General features: G+C 63.9%; 16 protein-coding genes. 10 read left to right on the plus strand and 6 right to left on the minus strand.

What is annotated here, in order from left to right:
- Positions 1–75: 75 nt before the first annotated feature.
- Genes Azoinq_RS12790 through Azoinq_RS12805 form a run of 4 tightly spaced genes read right to left on the minus strand, consistent with a single transcriptional unit; the run spans position 76 to position 3,708 of the window.
- Complete coding sequence (locus Azoinq_RS12790; RefSeq protein ID WP_216128506.1) at positions 76–378, minus strand: ferredoxin family protein; 303 nt, start codon at positions 376–378, stop codon at positions 76–78.
- A complete protein-coding gene (locus tag Azoinq_RS12795) occupies positions 375–1,676 on the minus strand; it encodes an FAD-dependent oxidoreductase (protein ID WP_216128504.1) in 1,302 nt (433 codons plus the stop codon). The genes Azoinq_RS12790 and Azoinq_RS12795 overlap by 4 nt, the downstream gene beginning before the upstream one ends.
- Complete coding sequence (locus Azoinq_RS12800; RefSeq protein WP_216128502.1) at positions 1,669–2,829, minus strand: electron transfer flavoprotein subunit alpha/FixB family protein; 1,161 nt, start codon at positions 2,827–2,829, stop codon at positions 1,669–1,671. Before Azoinq_RS12800 ends, Azoinq_RS12795 begins: the two co-directional genes overlap by 8 nt.
- A gap of 24 nt (positions 2,830–2,853) precedes the next feature.
- Complete coding sequence (locus tag Azoinq_RS12805) at positions 2,854–3,708, minus strand: electron transfer flavoprotein subunit beta/FixA family protein (RefSeq protein WP_216128500.1); 855 nt, start codon at positions 3,706–3,708, stop codon at positions 2,854–2,856.
- Positions 3,709–3,934: 226 nt separating this feature from the next.
- On the opposite strand from Azoinq_RS12805, the gene Azoinq_RS12810 reads away from it, so the two are divergent.
- The 4 genes from Azoinq_RS12810 to tilS all read left to right on the plus strand — a co-directional run bounded on the left by Azoinq_RS12810 (position 3,935) and on the right by tilS (position 9,762).
- Positions 3,935–5,122, plus strand: a complete 1,188-nt coding sequence (locus tag Azoinq_RS12810; RefSeq protein ID WP_232368490.1) for an FIST signal transduction protein — start codon at positions 3,935–3,937, stop codon at positions 5,120–5,122.
- Positions 5,107–7,299 carry a putative bifunctional diguanylate cyclase/phosphodiesterase gene (locus Azoinq_RS12815; protein ID WP_216128499.1) on the plus strand — a complete coding sequence of 731 codons (2,193 nt, stop codon included), beginning with the start codon at positions 5,107–5,109 and terminating at the stop codon, positions 7,297–7,299. Before Azoinq_RS12810 ends, Azoinq_RS12815 begins: the two co-directional genes overlap by 16 nt.
- Before the next feature lie 107 nt (positions 7,300–7,406).
- On the plus strand, positions 7,407–8,375 hold the full coding sequence (locus tag Azoinq_RS12820) for an acetyl-CoA carboxylase carboxyltransferase subunit alpha (RefSeq protein WP_216132409.1): 969 nt from the start codon (positions 7,407–7,409) through the stop codon (positions 8,373–8,375).
- Complete coding sequence (tilS, locus tag Azoinq_RS12825; RefSeq protein ID WP_216128497.1) at positions 8,344–9,762, plus strand: tRNA lysidine(34) synthetase TilS; 1,419 nt, start codon at positions 8,344–8,346, stop codon at positions 9,760–9,762. Before Azoinq_RS12820 ends, tilS begins: the two co-directional genes overlap by 32 nt.
- Positions 9,763–9,922: 160 nt before the next feature.
- Here the strand turns inward: tilS and Azoinq_RS12830 are convergent, their stop codons facing one another.
- Together Azoinq_RS12830 and Azoinq_RS12835 are read right to left on the minus strand one after the other, a co-directional pair.
- The gene (locus Azoinq_RS12830) at positions 9,923–10,516 is read right to left on the minus strand and encodes a response regulator transcription factor (RefSeq protein ID WP_216128496.1); all 594 of its coding nucleotides are present in this window, start codon (positions 10,514–10,516) and stop codon (positions 9,923–9,925) included.
- Positions 10,513–12,429 carry a PAS domain S-box protein gene (locus tag Azoinq_RS12835; protein ID WP_232368491.1) on the minus strand — a complete coding sequence of 639 codons (1,917 nt, stop codon included), beginning with the start codon at positions 12,427–12,429 and terminating at the stop codon, positions 10,513–10,515. Before Azoinq_RS12835 ends, Azoinq_RS12830 begins: the two co-directional genes overlap by 4 nt.
- Positions 12,430–12,760: 331 nt before the next feature.
- On the opposite strand from Azoinq_RS12835, the gene Azoinq_RS12840 reads away from it, so the two are divergent.
- The 6 genes from Azoinq_RS12840 (at position 12,761) to Azoinq_RS12865 (ending at position 18,726) form a co-directional block, all read left to right on the plus strand.
- Positions 12,761–14,101, plus strand: a complete 1,341-nt coding sequence (locus Azoinq_RS12840; RefSeq protein ID WP_216128494.1) for a dicarboxylate/amino acid:cation symporter — start codon at positions 12,761–12,763, stop codon at positions 14,099–14,101.
- 178 nt (positions 14,102–14,279) lie between these two features.
- Positions 14,280–15,257, plus strand: coding sequence for a TRAP transporter substrate-binding protein (locus tag Azoinq_RS12845; protein WP_408627120.1), 978 nt, complete (start codon positions 14,280–14,282; stop codon positions 15,255–15,257).
- A gap of 206 nt (positions 15,258–15,463) precedes the next feature.
- Positions 15,464–15,889, plus strand: a complete 426-nt coding sequence (gene ndk, locus Azoinq_RS12850) for a nucleoside-diphosphate kinase (protein WP_216128493.1) — start codon at positions 15,464–15,466, stop codon at positions 15,887–15,889.
- A 7-nt stretch (positions 15,890–15,896) separates the two neighbouring features.
- Positions 15,897–17,000, plus strand: coding sequence for a 23S rRNA (adenine(2503)-C(2))-methyltransferase RlmN (gene rlmN, locus Azoinq_RS12855; RefSeq protein WP_216128492.1), 1,104 nt, complete (start codon positions 15,897–15,899; stop codon positions 16,998–17,000).
- On the plus strand, positions 16,997–17,815 hold the full coding sequence (gene pilW / locus Azoinq_RS12860) for a type IV pilus biogenesis/stability protein PilW (RefSeq protein WP_216128491.1): 819 nt from the start codon (positions 16,997–16,999) through the stop codon (positions 17,813–17,815). Before rlmN ends, pilW begins: the two co-directional genes overlap by 4 nt.
- On the plus strand, positions 17,812–18,726 hold the full coding sequence (locus Azoinq_RS12865; RefSeq protein ID WP_216128490.1) for a helix-turn-helix domain-containing protein: 915 nt from the start codon (positions 17,812–17,814) through the stop codon (positions 18,724–18,726). Before pilW ends, Azoinq_RS12865 begins: the two co-directional genes overlap by 4 nt.
- The last annotated feature ends 1 nt before the right edge of the window (position 18,727 follow it).

Below are 18,727 nucleotides of genomic sequence, written 5' to 3' on the forward strand. Positions count from 1 at the left end.
GCTCCGGGGCGGTATTCCGCCACCGGGGAGGGCTGGCTTGCCCCGGACAGCTTCCCGACGGGGCCGGGAAGGGGCTTAACCGAACTTGAAAAGTATACCGAATCCGCCCCGGGGGTAGTTCCAGTCCACATTCTTGGGGGCGCAGACCACCCGGCAGGTGCCGCATTCCAGGCAGCCGTCCGTGACCAGGTCCACCTTGCCGTTTTCCAGGCGCCAGCAGCCCGCCGGGCAGCACCAGACGCAGGACTGGGTGTCGCAGGTAGCGCAGGTGGCGGCGTTCTTGATGTGAATGTGGGGGCGGCCGCTATCCACCCGGTAACGGTTTTGGAACAGCTTTTCTTCCACATTCACCGTGGGGGTCAGGGTTTCCGTGGTCATTTGAAGGCCCTCCAGAATTTGTAGGCATCCCCGATCAGGCCCCAGAAGGAACGTTTTTCCTTGAAGCTTTGCCAGATCTGCCGTTGCTTTTCCTGTTTGCTGTCCCCGTCCACCGTGAGTAGGGTCTTGGCCGCCCGGTCGAGCAGGCCCGGATACACCCCGAGGAACTGGGGATTGGCCAGGAGCATGTCCGGGGCGTCCTTGTATTTGTTCATGTCGGCCATGACGAAGCTGGCATCCACGGCCTCCTTGTAGGCGGCCAGATTGGCGGCGCTCATGGGCTTACCCGCCCCCTTCAGGGCGATGAGGGTTTCGGCGGCCAGACGGCCGGTGGTCATGGCCAGATTGGACCCTTCCCGGTGGATGGCGTTCACGAAGCCCGCCGAATCCCCCACCATCAGCCAGCCGGCCCCATAGAGCTGGGGCAGGGCCTTGCTGCCCCCTTCCGGGATCATGTGGGCGGCGTATTCCTTCATTTCCGCTCCGGCGATCAGGGGCCGTACCGCCGGATGCTGCTTCAGCCGCTCCAGCAGCACATAGGGCGGCAGCTGGCGGGTGCGTAGGTCGGAGAGAATGCAGCCGATGCCGATGGAGATGGAATCCTTGTTGGTGTAAAGGAAACCGGTGCCCAACATGCCTTCCGTAATGCTGCCGGCGATTTCCGTTACCACCCCCTGGCCCGGGCCGATGTTGAAGCGGGCCTCGATCTGCTCCTTGGGCAGGAACAGGGTTTCCTTGACCGCCAGGGCGGCGTGTTCCGGGGCAATGTCCCGGCGCAGGCCCGCGTTCTGGGCGAGGAGGGAATTGACCCCGTCCGCCAGCACCACCGCGTCGGCATAGATGTCCCCGTCTTCCCGTTCCGTGCGTACCCCGATGACCTGGCCGCTAGGGTCCCGCAGCAGTTCCTTGACCGTGGTTTCGCAGATGAGCAGGGCGCCTGCTTCCTGGACCTTGGCGGAGAACCATTTGTCGAACTTGGCCCGCAGTATGGTGTAGCGGCCTGGCTGATCGGCAAAGTCCTCATTGCGGTAGGTGGCTCCCAGGTAGGACTTTCCTTCGTCCATGAGCCACATGCGCTGTTCCACCACGGGCCGTTCCAGGGGGGCGGATTCCCGGAAATCCGGGATAATTTTTTCCAGGGCGTGGCTGTAAAGAATGGCCCCCTGAACGTTCTTGGAGCCCGGGTATTCGCCCCGCTCCAGTTGCAGGACGGAAAGTCCGGCCTTGGCCAGGGTGTAGGCGGCGGCGTTGCCCGCCGGGCCCGCCCCCACCACGATGACGTCAAATTGTTCACGCATGGGTGCTATCTCCCTCCCCGGTCTTGGCCGGGCGCTCTGTGGCGGCGGCCTGGCGGGCCGCCCGCAGCTGGGCGAGTTTTTTCTGGAAGGCCCGCTCCAGGGCGGGCAGCAGTTCCAGGGCATTGCCCACCAGACCGTAATTGGCGATCTGGAAAATGGGGGCCAGGGGATCGGTGTTGATGGCCAGCACCAGGTCTGAGCCTTCCATGCCCACCCGGTGCTGAACGGCGCCGGAAATGCCGGCGGCGATATAGAGCTTGGGACGCACCGTCTTTCCTGACTGGCCCACCTGGCGTTCCGGTTCGGCCCAGCCCGCGTGGACGGCGGCCCGGGAGGCCCCCACCTCGGCGCCGATGGTGCGGGCCAGGGCGGTGAGCTGGGCGAAATTGTCCGCCGAACCCAGGCCCCGGCCCCCGGCTACGATGAAATCGGCAAAGGCCAGCTGGGGCTGATTGCGGTCCTGATCCGGGATAAATTCCACCAGCTTGGTGGCGATCTGGTCCTCGGTGAGGCCCAGGGCGCTCACCTCCACCGGACCCTCCCGGCCTTCCCGGTGTTCCGGCATGGGCATGACCCGGGGGCGCACGGTGGCCATCTGGGGCCGGGTCTTGTGATTGACGATGGTGCACATCAGACTGCCGCCGAAGGTGGGGCGGGAGGAGAGCAGGGTGCGGCCTTCCAGATCCACTTCCAGGCGGGTGCAGTCGGCGGTGAGGCCCGTTTCCAGGGTGGTGGCCACGGACCCGGCCAGATCCCGGCCCTGGGTGGTGGCGCCCAGCAGCAGGATTTCCGGCTTGTGGCTGCGCACCAGTTCGGTCAGGGCGTGGGTGTAGGGCTGGTTGCGGTAGTCCGCCAGGAGGGGATCGGCCACCAGACGGCAGCGGTCGGCGCCGTAGGCGAAGGCTTCCCGGCAAAAGCCCTGGGTCACTTCCCCCGGGGGGGCGATGAGGATGGCGGTCAGTTCCACCTCCAGGGCGTCGGCCAGCTTGCGGCCCTGGCCCATGAGTTCCCAGGAGACGGGATGGACCTGGCCCCGTTCATGTTCCACCAGCACCCAGACGCCCCGGTTATCGGCGTACTTGGGATCGAGAGCGGCCCGGCGCTTCTTGGCGGCGGGCGCGGCGGGGGCAGCCCCCGGTGCGGTTGCGCTCATAACGTTGTTTCCAGATTTTAGGGGTTAGGGGGCGGGGTGGGCGTCGAGCCGTTCCAGCATGGCATCCCCCAATTCGGGATGCTGGCTGAACAGGCGCTCCACAAAGGCTTCCGCCCGGCTGTCCGGGGTTTCCCCCGGGAACTGTTCCGGTTCCACCGCCTTGGGGGGCGGGGCGAAGACCTGATTCACCACCGTGGGAGAACCTTTCAGGCCCACCTTGGTGACGTCTTCAATGCCCGCATCGGCCCGGCTCATGAGGGGCACGTCGTAGCGGGCGGCCCGGAACATGTCGGGCATTTTGGCGAAACGCAGTTCGTTGCTGCCTTCCAGCATGGTGACCACGCAGGGCAGGGGGGCGGTGAGCACCTGTACCCCCCCTTCGGCCCGCCGTTCCACGGTGAGGGTGCGTTGGGCCGGGGCAAAGTCCCGGATGCGGGAAACGTAGGTGAGGAGCTGGGCACCCAGGCGGATGGAGAGGCCCGGACCCACCTGGGCCGTGTCCCCGTCGATGGTCTGTTTGCCGGTGAATACCAGATCCACCGGTTCCGTCTCACCCAGCTTGCGGATGGCGGCCCCCAGGGCGTAGGAGGTGGCCAGGGTGTCCGCCCCGGCAAAGGCCTTGTCGGTGAGCAGCACCGCCTGGTCAGCTCCGTAGGACAGGGCTTTTTTCAACGCCCCGGCGGCCTGGGGCGGTCCCATGGAAATCACCGTGACCTTGGCGCCCCACCGGTCTTTGAGGCCCAGGGCCTCTTCCAGGGCAAAGAGATCATAGGGATTGATGATGGCAGGGACGCCCTGGCGCATGATGGTGTTGGTCACCGGGTGGATGCGGATCTGGGCGCTGTCGGGTACTTCCTTAATACAGACGACGATGTGCATGGGCGACTAGGACGGTGAAATTTAGGGAAAATTATAAAGAACCCTCTGGTTGTCCGGGGCTCCTGGGCTCATATTAGCAAACTCTGAAGTCCGCCCTTTAACGTAGATCAAATCTTATCCCGCCGCAGGGGGCGGGCAGGGGAAGCAGGGCACCGGGAAATGATCTGGCGCCCCGTCCTTGGGCCGCCGGGGCTTGTCCCGGGGGTGGGGCTTCGGCAACAATGGCATGAAGCTGGAATATGAGGTAATTGGGGAAGGGGTAAAAAAGATGCGGGATGGGGTCTATCTGGAACAACTGAGTGAGGCCTCGGTGCTGGCTGCCCTGGCCGCCTGGGGCGGCGGGGTGGCCGGGGATTTCCATGTGCTGGCCTTGGTGCCGGAAGGGGAGCGGGAACGGGTGCCCCTGCTCCAGGAGGCCTGCCGCCAGGCCGGGGTGGTGCTGGCGGGGGGCGTGTTTCCCCAGCTATTGGTGGATCGGGAATTGGTGGGCCAAGGGGTGGTGCTGCTGCGCATCCAGGGGGCGCCCGCCCCCCTGCTGGTGGAGCAGGTTTCCCGGACTGAGGCGGTGGAACCCCTGGCGGCCCGGCTGGCCGATTATGTGGAGTCCGGGCTGGGCGAAGAGGAGGAGGGGGCCCTGTTTTGTATCTTCGACGGCCTGGTGCCCAATATTTCCACCCATCTGGATGCCTGGTACCTGGCCCTGGCGGACCGGGTGCGCTATTTCGGGGTCAATGGGGGCAGCGAAAGCTTTACCCCCATGCCCTGCCTGTTCGACGGGGAACGCTGCCTGGCGGACGGGGTGCTGCTACAACTCCTGCCCCGCCATCCGGGGGCCTTCCTGGAACATTGTTACGGGGTGCCGGAGCAGGTCATTACGGCCACCTCGGCCCAGGGCAATCGGATTGTCCAGATCGACTGGCAACCGGCCCTGGAGCGTTACCGGGAAATCATGGCCCGGCAATACGGGGTGGCCATCGACCGGGATAATTTCTACCAGCACGCGGTTCATTTTCCCTTCGGTATTCTGCGGGCGGACGGGGAGGTGCTGGTGCGCATTCCCGTGGGCCTGGACGACAAGGGGGCTATTGTCTGCGTCGGGGAAATTCCCCCCTATGCGGTGCTGACCCTGCTGGATGCCCGCCAATGTGGGGATGCGGCCGCCGCCCTGGCCCGGGATCTGGCCCAGGAGCCGGGTATGGCGGCGGAGCCCTTGGTGCTCTTTTACTGCGCCGGGCGGCGCATGCACCTGGGCTCGGCGGCCATGGCCGAGGAAATCGGGGAGGTGGCCCAGTTGACCGGCCATCGCCGTCTCCTGGGGGCCCTCAGCCTGGGGGAAATCGGCGCCTCCGCCCGGGGCGGCTATCCCCTGTTCCATAACGCCACTTTAGTGGGGGTGCCGTGCCTCCAGCCCTAAGCGACCAGCAGGCCCTGGCCATTCTCTACGACCTGGCCCTGACCCTGGGCAGCCAGGTGAGCGTGAACGGCCTGCTTACCAAGACCGTGCAGCGCCTTCTTTTCCATACCGGTTTTCCCCTGGGCCTTTGCCTCTCTGATCTGGAGCCGGTGGGGGAGGAGTGGGTGGCCGCCCGGGTGGAGGTGGTGATCGGGGACTATGCCCTGGCCCGGAAGAAGGAGGAGCCCCTGCGTCTGCCCGCTGCCCTGGCTATCGGGGCCGCTAGCCTGGAGGAGGCACCGGAACTCCTGGCCCGCTTGCCCACCCGGCGACCCCAGCGGGTTTTTCTGCGCCTGCCGGTGGAGGGGCTGGGGGTGATTTTGCTGCTCGGCCCCCAGCAGCCCGATACCCGCCTTTCCCTGGCTGAACTCTTTACCCCCATTCTTGCCCGTCTGCCCACCGCCATTGCCCTGTGCCGCTCCTACGAGCGGGAGGTGCAGCACCAGGTGGAGCAGGTGGCCTATTACGATCCCCTCACCGGCCTGCCCAACAGCATTCTCTTTTCCTCCACCCTGCGTCAGGCCGTGGCCCGGGTGCGGCACCAGGGGGGCTGGCTGGCGGTGGTTTATCTGGATGTGGATGATTTCCGCAATATCAACGCCCGCTACGGGGAACTGCTCGGGGACCGGCTCCTGGTGGCCCTGGGCAAACGCCTGAGCGGCCATCTGCAAACCGGGGAAATGGTGGGCTATCTGGGAGGGGACGAATTCGCCCTGATTCTCCCAGACCTGGGGGGCTGGGACGACGTGGATGAGCGCATTGTGCGCATCCTCCAGTCCAACCGCAGTCCCCTGGTGCTGGACGGGGACAGCTACGATCTTTCCTATTCGGCGGGCATCGCCGTCCTGCCTGTGGATGCGGATGACGCGGATGCCCTGCTGCGCCACGCCCAGGAGGCCCTGCACCAGGCCAAGCAGGAATCCCGGGGCTATTTCCGCCTGTTTGACGGGGAACAGGACAAAAAGCGCCACCTGCGCCGGGAAATGCTCCATAGCCTGGAAAGCGCCCTGGAACGCCGGGAACTGGTGCTTTACTACCAGCCCAAGGTGGATCTGCGCCAGGGCACGGTGGTGGGTTTCGAAGCCCTGGTGCGCTGGCGTCATCCCCAGCGGGGCTTGTTGCTACCGGGCCAGTTCCTGCCCCCGGTGGAAAATAGCGATTTCATGATCGCCCTGGGGGAATGGGCCATGCGGGAAGCCCTGGACCAGTCCCTACGCTGGGAAACCCTGGGGCTGAAAACCCGGGTCAGCGTCAATATCGCCGGGCGCCACCTGCTTCTGCCCGACTTTGCCGACCGGGTCGCCCTGGTGCTGGGGGAGGTGCCCCAGGCCCGGCCCGACGCCCTGGACATCGAAATCCTGGAATCTTCCACCTTTCAGGATTACGACCGGGTGCGCCAGACCATGGACCGGTGCCGGGCCCTGGGGGTGAGCTTTTCCCTGGATGACTTTGGCACCGGTTATTCCTCCCTGGCCTATCTCAGCCAGCTGCCCGTTTCCACCATCAAAATCGACCAGATGTTCGTGCGTCGCCTGTTTGACCAGCGGGAAGATCCGGCCATCATCCAGGCGGTGGACCAGATCGCCACGGTTTTTGGCCGGGAGGTGGTGGCGGAGGGGGTGGAAACCCGGGAACACGGCATGTTGCTGGTGAGCATGGGGTGCAGCCTGGGTCAGGGCTTCGGCATTGGCCGTCCCATGGCCGGAGAGGCGGTGCCCGAGTGGGTGGCCGCCTATCGGCTGCCGGAAGAATGGCGGGCGGCGGCCGGTCTGGCCTGGCGTTCCAGCCTCTACGATATTTTCCGCGCCCGCCATTGCCACCATTTGTGGCAGGACCGGATGGTGGAATGTGTGCAGCGCCAGGAAGCCTTTCCGGTGGATGGGCCGGTCTGCGAGCTGGTGGCCCGGGTGGGGGAATTGCGAGGGGAACAGCCGGAAGACCCATCCCTGGCCGCCCTGCAACAGGCCCTGTGGTCCGTGGAAAGCCTGGGGGCCCGGCTGCTGGCCGATGGCCAACGGGGGGCCTGGGAGGCGGCCCGGGCCGGGCTGTCCGAATTTCTCCAGGCCTCCGCCGCCGTTTTGGCCGGGTTGGACCGTCTGGCCGGGTTGCCGGAAAGGGGGCCGGAAGTCTCCGAATAGGCGCCTTTAAAGGGGCGATGGGGGCCGTTGGGAGCCAAAACGGGCCGTCAGGGCAGGCCGGATGGTTTGAGGTAAAATGGGGGTCTGCCAACAAATCCTGCTTTTTGATGAAGACCAATTTTCTCGAGTTCGAACAGCCCATTGCAGAGCTGGAAAGCAAGATCGATGAACTGCGTTACGTGCAGGATGACTCGGCGGTGGACATCTCGGAAGAGATCGAGCGCCTGGAAAAGAAAAGCCAGGGCCTGACCAAGGACATTTACGCCAAGCTCACTCCCTGGCAGGTGGCCCAGGTGGCCCGTCATCCCCAGCGCCCCTATACCCTGGATTACGTTTCCCGGGTTTTCACCGATTTTCAGGAACTGCACGGCGATCGTTCCTTTGCCGACGACAAGGCCATCGTGGGCGGCCTGGCCCGCTTCAACGGCCAGTCCTGCATGGTGATCGGCCATCAGAAGGGCCGGGATACCAAGGAAAAAATTTTCCGCAATTTCGGTATGCCCCGTCCCGAGGGCTACCGCAAGGCGGAACGGCTGATGAAGCTGGCGGAAAAATTCCAGATTCCCGTCTTCACCTTTGTGGATACTCCGGGAGCCTACCCGGGCATTGACGCGGAAGAACGGGGCCAGTCCGAAGCCATTGGCCGCAATCTCTACGTCATGGCCGAATTGAAAACCCCCATCGTGGTGACCATCATCGGTGAAGGGGGCTCGGGCGGGGCCCTGGCCATTGCGGTGGGGGATGTGGTGCAGATGCTCCAGTACAGCACCTATTCGGTTATTTCCCCGGAAGGCTGCGCCTCCATTCTCTGGAAGAGCGCCAGCAAGGCCAATGAGGCGGCGGAAACCATGGGCATTACGGCTCACCGCCTGAAAACCCTGGGGCTCATCGACAAAATCGTCAGCGAACCCACCGGGGGCGCCCATCGGGACCATGACACCATGGCCCGCAATCTGAAAAAGTCCCTCCACGACGCCGTCAAGCATCTCTCCGGCCTCTCCACCGGGGAACTGCTGCAACAGCGCTACGACCGGCTCATGGCCTATGGCCGCTTCAAGGAACAGGATCTGCACTGATCCTGCCCTGGGCTTCCCGGCCCGGCTCCAAGCCCTGCTGGGGGCCGGCTTTCCCCCAGGGGGCCGGCTCTGGGTGGGGCTTTCCGGCGGGCGGGACTCGGTCCTGCAGCTGGCCCTGCTCAGGGAAGCCGCTCCCCTTCTGGGTTTCTCCCTTTCCGCCATTCACGTCCATCACGGGCTGTCCCCCCGGGCCGACGCCTGGGCGGATTTCTGCGTCCGGCTGTGCCGGGACTGGGAGCTGCCCCTGGAGGTGGTCCGGGTCCAGGTAGCGCCTCAAGGGGGGGAAGGGCTGGAGGCCGCCGCCCGGCGGGCCCGCTACGCCGCTTACCAGGCCCTGGACGGCGACGCCCTGGCCCTGGCCCATCATCAGGACGATCAGGCGGAAACTCTGCTCCTCAATCTGCTGCGGGGGGCCGGGGTGGCGGGTCTGGCCGCCATGCCCCCCCGGCGCCCCCTGCTCCGGCCGGGGCGCACGCCCCTGGTCCTCCTCCGGCCCCTGCTGGATTACCCCCGGGCCTGGATCGAAGACCAGTTGGCCCGCCGGGGCCTGGACTGGGTGGAGGACGAGAGCAATGGGGATGCCCGCTTTTCCCGTAATTTCCTGCGTCGGGACGTGTTGCCCCTGCTGGAACAACGTTTTTCCGCCCGCACCAGTCTGGCCCGGGCCGCAGCCTGGGCCGGGGAGGCGGAAACCCTGCTGGAGGAACTGGCGGCGGAGGATGGGGCCCGGGGGGCCAGTCCGGATTTCCCCGGAACCCTGTCCTTGGCGGCCTTGCAAGGGTTGAGCGGCCCCCGGCGGCGTAATCTGCTGCGCCACTGGCTGCACCGTCAGGGGGGGCCGAGGCCCGAGGCCCGGACCCTGGCCGAACTGGAAGCCCAGGTGCTGGCCTATCGCCCGGACGGGCAGATGGCCTGGCGCTGTGGCCAGTGGGTGGCCCGGGGCTGGCGTGGGGCCTTGTTTCTGGAGCACGATCCCCTGGCAACCCCGTCTTTGCCCGAATCTGCGCCATGGGAAGGCGAGATGCCCGTGCCTTGGGGTTCTGGGACCATTTTTTCAGCCCGGGCCACGGGACAGGGGCTGAACGCTGCGGCCTTGGAAGCAGGCCCGGCCCAATTCCGTCCCCGCCAGGGGGGGGAAAGCTTCCAACTGGCCGGGCGGCCCCACCGGCCCTTGAAAAAGCTGCTCCAGGAAAGCGCCGTGCCGCCCTGGCAGCGGGAGCGCCTGCCCCTGCTGTGGCTGGGGGAAACCCTGGCCTGGGTGCCCGGGATCGGCATGGGGGCGGCCCTGATCTGCCCGCCGGAGGAGGAAGGCTGGCGTCTCACCTGGGAACCGGGAACGGGGCAAACTGCCGCGCTGGGCGCCCAGGACGGTGGGCGGAACGACTAGGCCCGCGCCCAAAAAAGTTCCTGCTGCTTTGTCTTTGGGAAATCGGGGCGGCGAAAAGGTGGGGTAAGGCGGGAAAGTCGGTTGGGAGACGGGGGTAACACGGGGAGAAACCAGTCAGGTGGGTGGCTAGGGAGGCGTCATCGCCCCTCCGCGACTTACCTCAGCGCTTGAGCAGCTGGGCCAGTTCCACCGCCGTACGCACCCCCATTTTTTCAAACAGGTGGGCCCGGTGCACTTCCACGGTGCGCATGCTGATTTGCAGCTCGTCGGCGATCACCTTGTTGAACTTGCCCGCCAGCACCAGTTCCATAATTTGCTTTTCCCGGGCGGTGAGGGTGGCCAGGCGGGCGTTGATGCTGGCGTCGTCGGCCTGGGAGGCCCGGTTGCGGGCGTCCTGGTCCAGGGCTTCGATGACCCGATTCACCAATTCATTGTCGTTGAAGGGCTTTTCCACGAAGTCGAAAGCCCCTTTTTTCAGGGCGCTCACCGCCATGGGCACGTCCCCGTGGCCGGTGAGAAAAATCACCGGCAGGGTGAGGCCCTTGCCCCGCAGATGGTCGAACAACTCCAGGCCGCTCATGCCCCCCATGCGGATGTCCAGCAGCAGACAGCCCGCCATGTCCGGCGCCCAGGCGGCGAGGAATTCCTCCGCTGAGCCCCAGGTCTGGCAGCCCACGCCCCGGGACTGGAGTAGCCAGCTTAAGGCGTCCCGAATGGCTTCGTCGTCGTCGACCAGATAGACCGTGGCAGTCATGTCCCCTCCAGGGGCAGGGTGAATATGAAGACGGTGCCGCCTTCCGCTCCGGCTTCGAACCAGAGGCGGCCCCCGTGGAATTCTATGACGGATCGGCAGATGTTGAGGCCCATGCCCATGCCTTCAGTCTTGGTGGTGAAGAAGGGGGTGAAGATTTTTTCCGCCACTTCCGGGGGAATGCCGCAGCCCCGGTCGCCCACGCAGACTTCCAGCTGTTGATTGCGGCATTCCGCTTCCACCACCAGCTGGCGCCGGTCCGAGGCCGTGGCGGTCATGGCGTCGATGCCGTTGCGCATGAGATTGATGAGCACCTGACCCAGTAGCACCGGGTCCCCGTGAATGATGGGCAGGCGGGCGGGCAGCAGGTGGAGGATGGTGACCCGCTGTTTGCGGGCCAGGGGCTCGATGAGGGTGATGCTGTCCTCGATCACGTCCAGCAGGGAGCAATCCACCAGCTGGGGCTCCCGCTTGCGCACGAAGTCATGGACCTGGCGGATGATGCGTCCGGCCCGCTGGGCCTGTTGCACCACCTTGCCCAGGGCGATGATCAGTTCGGCGGTGGTGTAGTGGCCGCTCTCCAGCTTATTGAGACAGCCCGTGCCGTAGCTGGCGATGGCGGAGAGGGGCTGGTTCAGCTCGTGGGCCAGGGTGGAGGCCATTTCCCCCATGGTGACCAGGCGCGCCGTCTGTTCTAGCTTTTCCTGCTGCTGCCGTTGCAGGGCCTCGGCCCGTTTCTTTTCCGTGATATCCACCACGGAGCTGATCCAGCCCGTCTGGCGGCCTTCCCCATTGATCAGGGGAGTGGCGTACACCATGGTGTTCACGATGTGGCCATCCTTGTGCCGGATGCGGGATTCAAAGCCTTCGTGGGGGGCTTCCCCGGCCAGCACCCGGTCGCTCTGCTCTTCGTGCTGGTCTAGGTGATCCGTGTCCCAGTAGGGCAGGGGGGGGGCGTGGCCGATGATTTCTTCCGACGTATAACCGCTCATGCGGCAAAAGGCCGGATTCACGTAGGTGATGCGGCCTTCCATGTCCCGGGCCCGCATACCGATGGTCATGGAATCTTCCATAGCTTTACGGAAGGCATGTTCTTCCCGCAGGGCCTGTTCCGCCGCCAAACGGCGCTGGATGTGGCTGCGCAGGGCCCAGAGGCTCCAGAACACGGCGGCAGCCAGGAGCACGATGGCGGCGGCCAGCACCAGTTGGGCCGGATTGCCCGCATTGCGGTAGGCCTGGGCCTGAAGCACCAGGCCGTTGCCCGGGGGGTCGAAGGGAATGGTGTAGTCCAGTCCCGGTTCCCCGCCGATATTGGATTTGCTGGCCAGGACCGCGCCCCCGTCGTCCCGGATGCGGAGCAGGTATTTTTCCGCAAACCACCAGGGGACCACGTTGCCCAGCAGGGCGTCGAAGGAATACACGGCCACCACCATGCCGACGAAATCCCCGTGGCGGTAGATGGGGATGAGCAGATTCATCTGGGCCGGGCGGTGGGCCAGGGTGTAGGGGGCGGTATAGGCGGGTTTGGCCAGCTTGGCGGCGTAGTTGAAGGCGTCCGAATCCGCCAGGGGGCCCAGGGCGTCCAGTTCGGGCCGGCTGCCCGTGGGGGAGGGGTAGGCGGAGCGTACCTGGCCTTTGCCATCCACCCAGAGCATCTGGGTGATATCCGGCACCGTGCCCATGAGGTGGCGGGATTCCACCTGGAAAATCCGCTCTCCGTCCCGGTCCGAGCCCATGTCGGCGGCCATCTGGACCAGGCGCTCTTCGTTGCCGTTGAGGTGAAAGCGCAGGTTTTGCTCGATCCACAGCATGTCGCCGATGAGGGTCTGGCGCTGCTCTTCCACTTCGTTCCGTTGCAGGAGCCAAAGTAGGGCGATCAGGGACACCACCAGTAGGCCCACGGCCAGCTTGGGCATGAGCAGCGTCCAACGCGGCCAGGAGGGCAGGGCGCGGGGCAGACGGGGCGGGGTCTTTGGCATGGGCCGAATGGTACCTTATTGGGCTCGGACCATTGGCATCACTTGCATTACCGGGCCTACGGATATCCACAATAGTGGGGAGGGGGCCGGGGGGCTGACAATGGCGCCCGTTAAAGGAAGGCGGGCTGCATCCAGCACCTTTTCGGAAAGCGGCGCCGGCCCCGGTGGATTGGGGGCGGGCGGTGGATTCCGGGAAATAGGCCCCTCCCAGCCAGGGAGGTCAGAGCGGGATCCGCCTAATTATGAATTACTAATAACAGGAGGAGCGATGCCTCATCGGCCGATTTACAAGCGTCTTTACTTCCAGGTGCTGTTTGCCATTGCCCTGGGGGTCTGTCTCGGAACCTTCTACCCGGATGCGGGCACCGCCATGAAACCCCTGGGGGACGCCTTCATCAAGCTGATCAAGATGATGATCGCCCCGATCATTTTCGCCACCGTGGTGGTGGGCATTGCCAAGATGGGGGATATGCGGGAAGTGGGCCGGGTGGGTCTGAAAGCTCTGGTTTACTTTGAAACCGTGACCACCGTGGCCCTGGCCATCGGTCTGGTGGTGGTGAATGTGCTCAAACCCGGTGCCGGCATGAACGTGGATCCCCATACCCTGGACACCAAGGGCATCGCCCACTACACGGAAGCCGCCGCCCATCAGAGCACGGTGGATTTCTTCATGAACATTATCCCCAACAGCGTGGTGGACGCCTTCGCCAAGGGGGAAATTATCCAGGTGCTGCTGTTCTCCGTGCTCTTCGGTCTGGCCCTGTCCCATCTGGGGGAAAAGACCAAGCCCCTGGTGAAGATCCTGGATGAGTTCTGTCACGGCCTTTTCGGCGTGATTAACATGATCATGCACTTTGCCCCCCTCGGCGCTTTCGGCGCCATGGCTTTCACCATCGGCAAGTACGGTCTGGGCTCCCTGTCCCACCTGGGCTTCCTGATGCTGAATGTGTACATCACCTGCATCCTGTTTGTCTTCGTGGTGCTGGGGCTGATCGCCCACTTTACGGGCTTCTCCCTGTGGAAGTTCCTGGTCTACGTGAAGGAAGAAATCCTCATTGTGCTGGGGACCTCTTCCTCCGAGTCCGCGCTGCCCCGGATGATGACCAAGCTGGAAAACCTGGGCTGTAGCAAGCCCGTGGTGGGCATGGTGATTCCCACCGGCTATTCCTTCAATCTGGACGGCACCTCCATTTACCTCACCATGGCCGCCATTTTTATCGCCCAGGCCACCAATGTGGATCTGTCCCTGGGTGAAGAACTGACCATCCTGGGGGTACTGCTGCTCACTTCCAAGGGGGCTGCGGCGGTGACTGGGGGCGGCTTCATTACCCTGGCCGCTACCCTGTCCACCATGGGCGGCAAGCTGCCGGTGGAAGGTCTGGCCCTGCTCCTGGGGGTGGACCGATTCATGTCTGAAGCCCGGGCTATTACCAACCTGATCGGCAACGGCGTGGCCACCATCGTGGTGTCCAAGTGGGAAAACGCCCTGGACAAAAAGCGCCTGGGTCAGGTGCTGAACGGGGAAAGTGAAGATCAGGCGGACGAACCGGAAGATGTTTCCGACGGTGAACTGGTGCCGGCGGACATTCCGGACATGAAGTCCCGCTAAGTCTGGCTAAGCCCAGTCCCACGGCTAGGTCGCCAAGGCCGGTTCCCCAGGGAGCCGGCCTTTTTTGTGCCTAGGGATATCCACAGTTTTCCCGGATCTATTCCTTTTGGCAGAATGAAGCCCAATTAATCCGGGGTCGGAAGCGATGATGGGGTGGATGGGAAAAATCCTGTGGGGAATGCTGCTGTGCCTGGGAAGCCTGGGGGCTACGGCCTGGGGGCAGCCCCAGATCATTATTAAATTCAGCCATGTGGTGGCGCCGGACACCCCCAAGGGCAAGGCGGCGGAATACTTTAAGTGGCGGGCGGAAACCCTGACCCGGGGCCGGGTACGGGTGGATGTGTATCCCAACAGCCAGCTTTACAAGGACAAGGAAGAACTGGAAGCCCTCCAGCTGGGGGCGGTGCAGATGCTGGCTCCCTCCCTGGCCAAATTCGGGCCCCTGGGTATCCGGGAATTCGAGGTCTTTGACTTGCCCTATATTTTCGATAACTACGACATGCTGCACCGGATTACCCAGGGGTCCGTGGGGCGGGAACTGCTGGATAAGCTGGACGCCAAGGGCATCAAAGGCTTGGCTTTCTGGGACAACGGTTTCAAGTCCTTTTCCGCCAATACCCCCATCCATCTGCCCGGGGACCTGAAGGGCAAGCGCCTGCGCATCCAATCTTCCAAGGTGCTGGATGAGGAAATCCGGGCTCTGGGGGGGCGTCCCCAGGTGATGCCGTTTTCCGAGGTTTACCCGGCCCTCAAGGCCGGGGTGATCGACGGGACGGAAAACCCAGTTTCCAATTTCTACACCCAGAAAATGTATCTGGTGCAGCCCTATCTGTCCCTCACCGACCACGGCTATCTGGGCTATGCGGTGATCGTGAACAAGCGCTTTTGGGATGAATTGCCCGCTGATGTGCGCAGCGCCCTGGAACAGGCGGTGCGGGATTCCACTCTCTACGCCAACCGGATCGCCAAGGAAGAAAACGACCGGGCCCTGGAGGCGGTGCGGCGCAGCGGCAAGACCCACATCTATCAGCCCAACGCCCGGGAGCGGGCCGCTTTCAAACAGGCCCTGATTCCGGTACATGCCCGCATGGCTGCCCGGATCGGGCCGGACCTGATTCGGGCCATTTATCGGGAGACCGGCTTCAAGGCCAATTAACGCTTCTCCCTTAAAAGTTGCCGCCTGCGCTCACTGGACGCGCACCGGGTTATTCACCGGTGCGCGTTTTTTTATGGCCGGGTGCTGGGCTGGCGGGCTTCCCCGGCCCCTGGCCCGGCCCAGGACAAGCGGATAGCCTGCGGCTTTCCATGAAGGTCTGGTAAAATATAAAGTTATTCTCAAACCCAGCTATTGACGGAGTAAAAATGGCTATCGAACGCACCCTTTCCATCATCAAACCCGACGCCGTTGCCAAGAACGTGATCGGCCAAATCTATTCCCGTTTTGAAGGCGCTGGTCTGAAGGTCATCGCCGCCAAGATGGCTTGGCTGTCCGCCGAAGAAGCTGGCAAGTTTTACGCCGTGCACAAAGAACGTCCCTTCTTCAAGGATCTGGTTTCCTTCATGATCTCCGGCCCGGTGATGATCCAGGTGCTGGAAGGGGAAGGCGCCATTGCCAAGAATCGGGAACTGATGGGCGCCACCGATCCGAAGAAGGCCGATGCGGGTACCATCCGCGCTGATTTCGCCGAATCCATCGACGCCAATGCGGTGCACGGTTCCGATGCCCCGGAAACCGCCAAGGTGGAAATCTCCTTCTTCTTCCCCGAAATGAACGTCTACTCCCGCTAAGCCGTCCATGACCGTCAATCTGCTCGATTTCGATCCCCAGGGCTTGGAAGCCTGGTTCGCCTCCCGAGGGGAAAAGCCCTTCCGGGCGCGCCAGGTGCTGCGCTGGATGCATCGTTTCGGGCAGAGTGACTTTGACGCCATGACCGATCTGGCCAAGAGTCTGCGGGAAAAACTCAAGGCCGAAGCGGAAGTGCGTCCCCCCGCCGTCCGCAGCGACAAGCTGTCGGACGACGGCACCCGCAAATTTCTGTTTGACGTGGGCAACGGTAACGCGGTGGAAACCGTGTTTATCCCGGAAGATGACCGGGGCACCCTGTGCGTATCCACCCAGGCGGGTTGCGCCCTGGACTGCGCTTTTTGCTCCACGGGCAAGCAAGGCTTCAACCGCAATCTGGAAGTGTCGGAAATCATCGGCCAGCTCTGGCAGGCCAATCGGGCTCTGGGCGGCTTCGCCCCGGACGCCAAGGACGAGCGGAAAATCAGCAATGTGGTGCTCATGGGCATGGGGGAACCCCTGGCCAATTTTGAGCACACCGTGGCGGCCCTGCGCCTGATGCTGGATGATAACGCCTACGGCCTGTCCCGGCGCCGGGTTACCGTCTCCACCTCCGGGGTGGTGCCGGCCATGGACCGGCTGCGGGAAGAATGCCCGGTGGCCCTGGCGGTTTCCCTCCATGCGCCCAACGATGAATTACGGGATCGGCTGGTGCCGATCAATCAGAAATACCCCCTGGTGGAACTGATGGCGGCCTGTCGTCGTTATCTGGAAAAAGCCCCCCGGGATTTCATTACCTTCGAATACGTCATGCTGGACGGGATCAATGATTCCGATCAGCATGCCCGGCAACTGTTGGACTTGACGTGCAAGGTGCCGTGCAAGTTCAATCTCATCCCATTCAACCCCTTTCCGGGATCTCCTTTCCGCCGCTCTCCCGCGCCCCGTATCCGCCGCTTTGCCGATATTTTGATTCAGGCCGGAATTGTCACCACTACCCGGAAAACCCGGGGCGACGATATCGATGCGGCCTGCGGTCAACTGGCCGGGCAGGTCAAGGATAAGACGCGACGGACGGCGGGGCGGCTGATTCCCATCGCCGAGGTTCGTCCATGAAACGCTTTGCGCTGTTCCTGTTCGCTGCTTTTGGCGTCTTCTGGCTGGGCGGTTGCGGTAGCACTCCCCTGGCCCAGGCTGCTTCCCTGATTCCTGCGGTAACGTCCGATGGGGCTAGCCCCACGCCGGGGCCTTCGGTGGGAGAACCGGCCAAACGGGCCAAGGTGCATACGGAACTGGCGGCCCTCTACTTCCAGGACGGCAACATGGCGGTGGCCCTGGATGAACTGAACAAGGCGACCCAGGCCGATTCCGGCTACGCGCCCGCCTACAACATGCTGGGCTTGGTGCATATGGATCTCCACGAAAACGGGGAAGCGGAACAGAATTTCCGCCGGGCCCTGTCTTTGACCCCCAATGCGCCGGAAGTGAATAACAATTTCGGCTGGTTTCTTTGCCAGAACGGCCGGGAGAAAGAATCCATCGCCTATTTCCTGGCGGCGGTAAAAGACCCCTTGTACCGCACACCGGACCTAGCCCTGGTCAATGCGGGCAAGTGCCTGGACCGGGTGGGGGACGCCGCTGGGGCGGAAAATTATTTCCAGAAGGCCCTGCGCTACTCCCGCAATAATCCCCAGGCCCTCCTGGGACTGGCCAATCTCTATTTCAAGCAAGGCTCCCTGGGCCAGGCCCAGCATCAGCTGAATGCCTTCAATCAGGTTTCCGACCCCACCCCCCAGTCCCTGGATTTATCCATACAGCTGGCCCGCAAAAGCGGGGACCGGGAAGGGGAGGCCAGTTACATTTCCCAATTGCGTCGTCGTTTTCCCGACTCCAAGGAGGCCTTGTCCTTGCTGAGAGGTGATAGTGAATGAGTGAAGAAAAGCTGGAAGCTGCCGCCGTTCCCCAGGCCGAGACGACGCCGGAGCAAGCCCCCATCGGGGCGGAATTGCGCCGGGCCCGGGAAAGTCGGCAGCTCTCTGTCAATGAAGTGGCCAATGCCCTGAAAATCAGTGTGCGCCAGGTTGAAGCCCTGGAGGCGGACCAGTGGGAACGCCTTCCGGGACGGACCTTCGTCCGGGGCTTTGTGCGCAATTACGCCCGTTATCTCCATCTGGACGGGGAGGCCATGTTGGTTCGTCTGGCGGTTAATGAAACGCCGGAAGCCCCCCGTATCGAAGTACCCCACCAGGTGGAAGCCGAGCTGCCCCAGCCGGGCCGGGGTCACCGTCGGGATATGTTTGCCATGGGCGTGGCCGTGGGCATGGTAGGGCTGGCCATTGCCGCCTATTTCCTGGTTCCCGAGGATTTCTGGCAGCCTTCCCCGGCGCCGGTCAAGGTGGCCGAAGAGCCGGGGATGCCTCCGGCAGATTCCACCGCGACCAGTACCGCTCCTTCGGCAGCACAGGCCAGTGCTGCTCCTGCCCCGGCCGCTGCGAGTACTGCTCCGGCCGAGACTTCCGCCGCTCCCGCCCCATCTCCCGCTAGCGCCGCGCCGGCTGCTTCGACGGCAACGCCCGGGGCGGCCCCTGCAACGCCGGCGGCGGGAACCAGCCGTCTCCACTTCCAGTTTGACCAGCCCTCCTGGGTGGAAATCAAAGACAGCACGGGTAAGGTGCTGGTTTCCCAATTGAACGGGGCTGGCAGCTCCCGGGATGTGGACGGCGTGCCGCCCTTCACCCTGGTGGTGGGCAATGCGGCCCACGTCAAGCTTCAATACAAGGGCAAGGACGTCCCCATGGAACAGCGTTCCAAGGATGACGTGGCCCGTTTCAATCTCGACTGAT

The sequence above is a fragment of the Azospira inquinata genome (genome assembly GCF_018905915.1).
GTDB classification, from domain to species: domain Bacteria; phylum Pseudomonadota; class Gammaproteobacteria; order Burkholderiales; family Rhodocyclaceae; genus Azospira; species Azospira inquinata.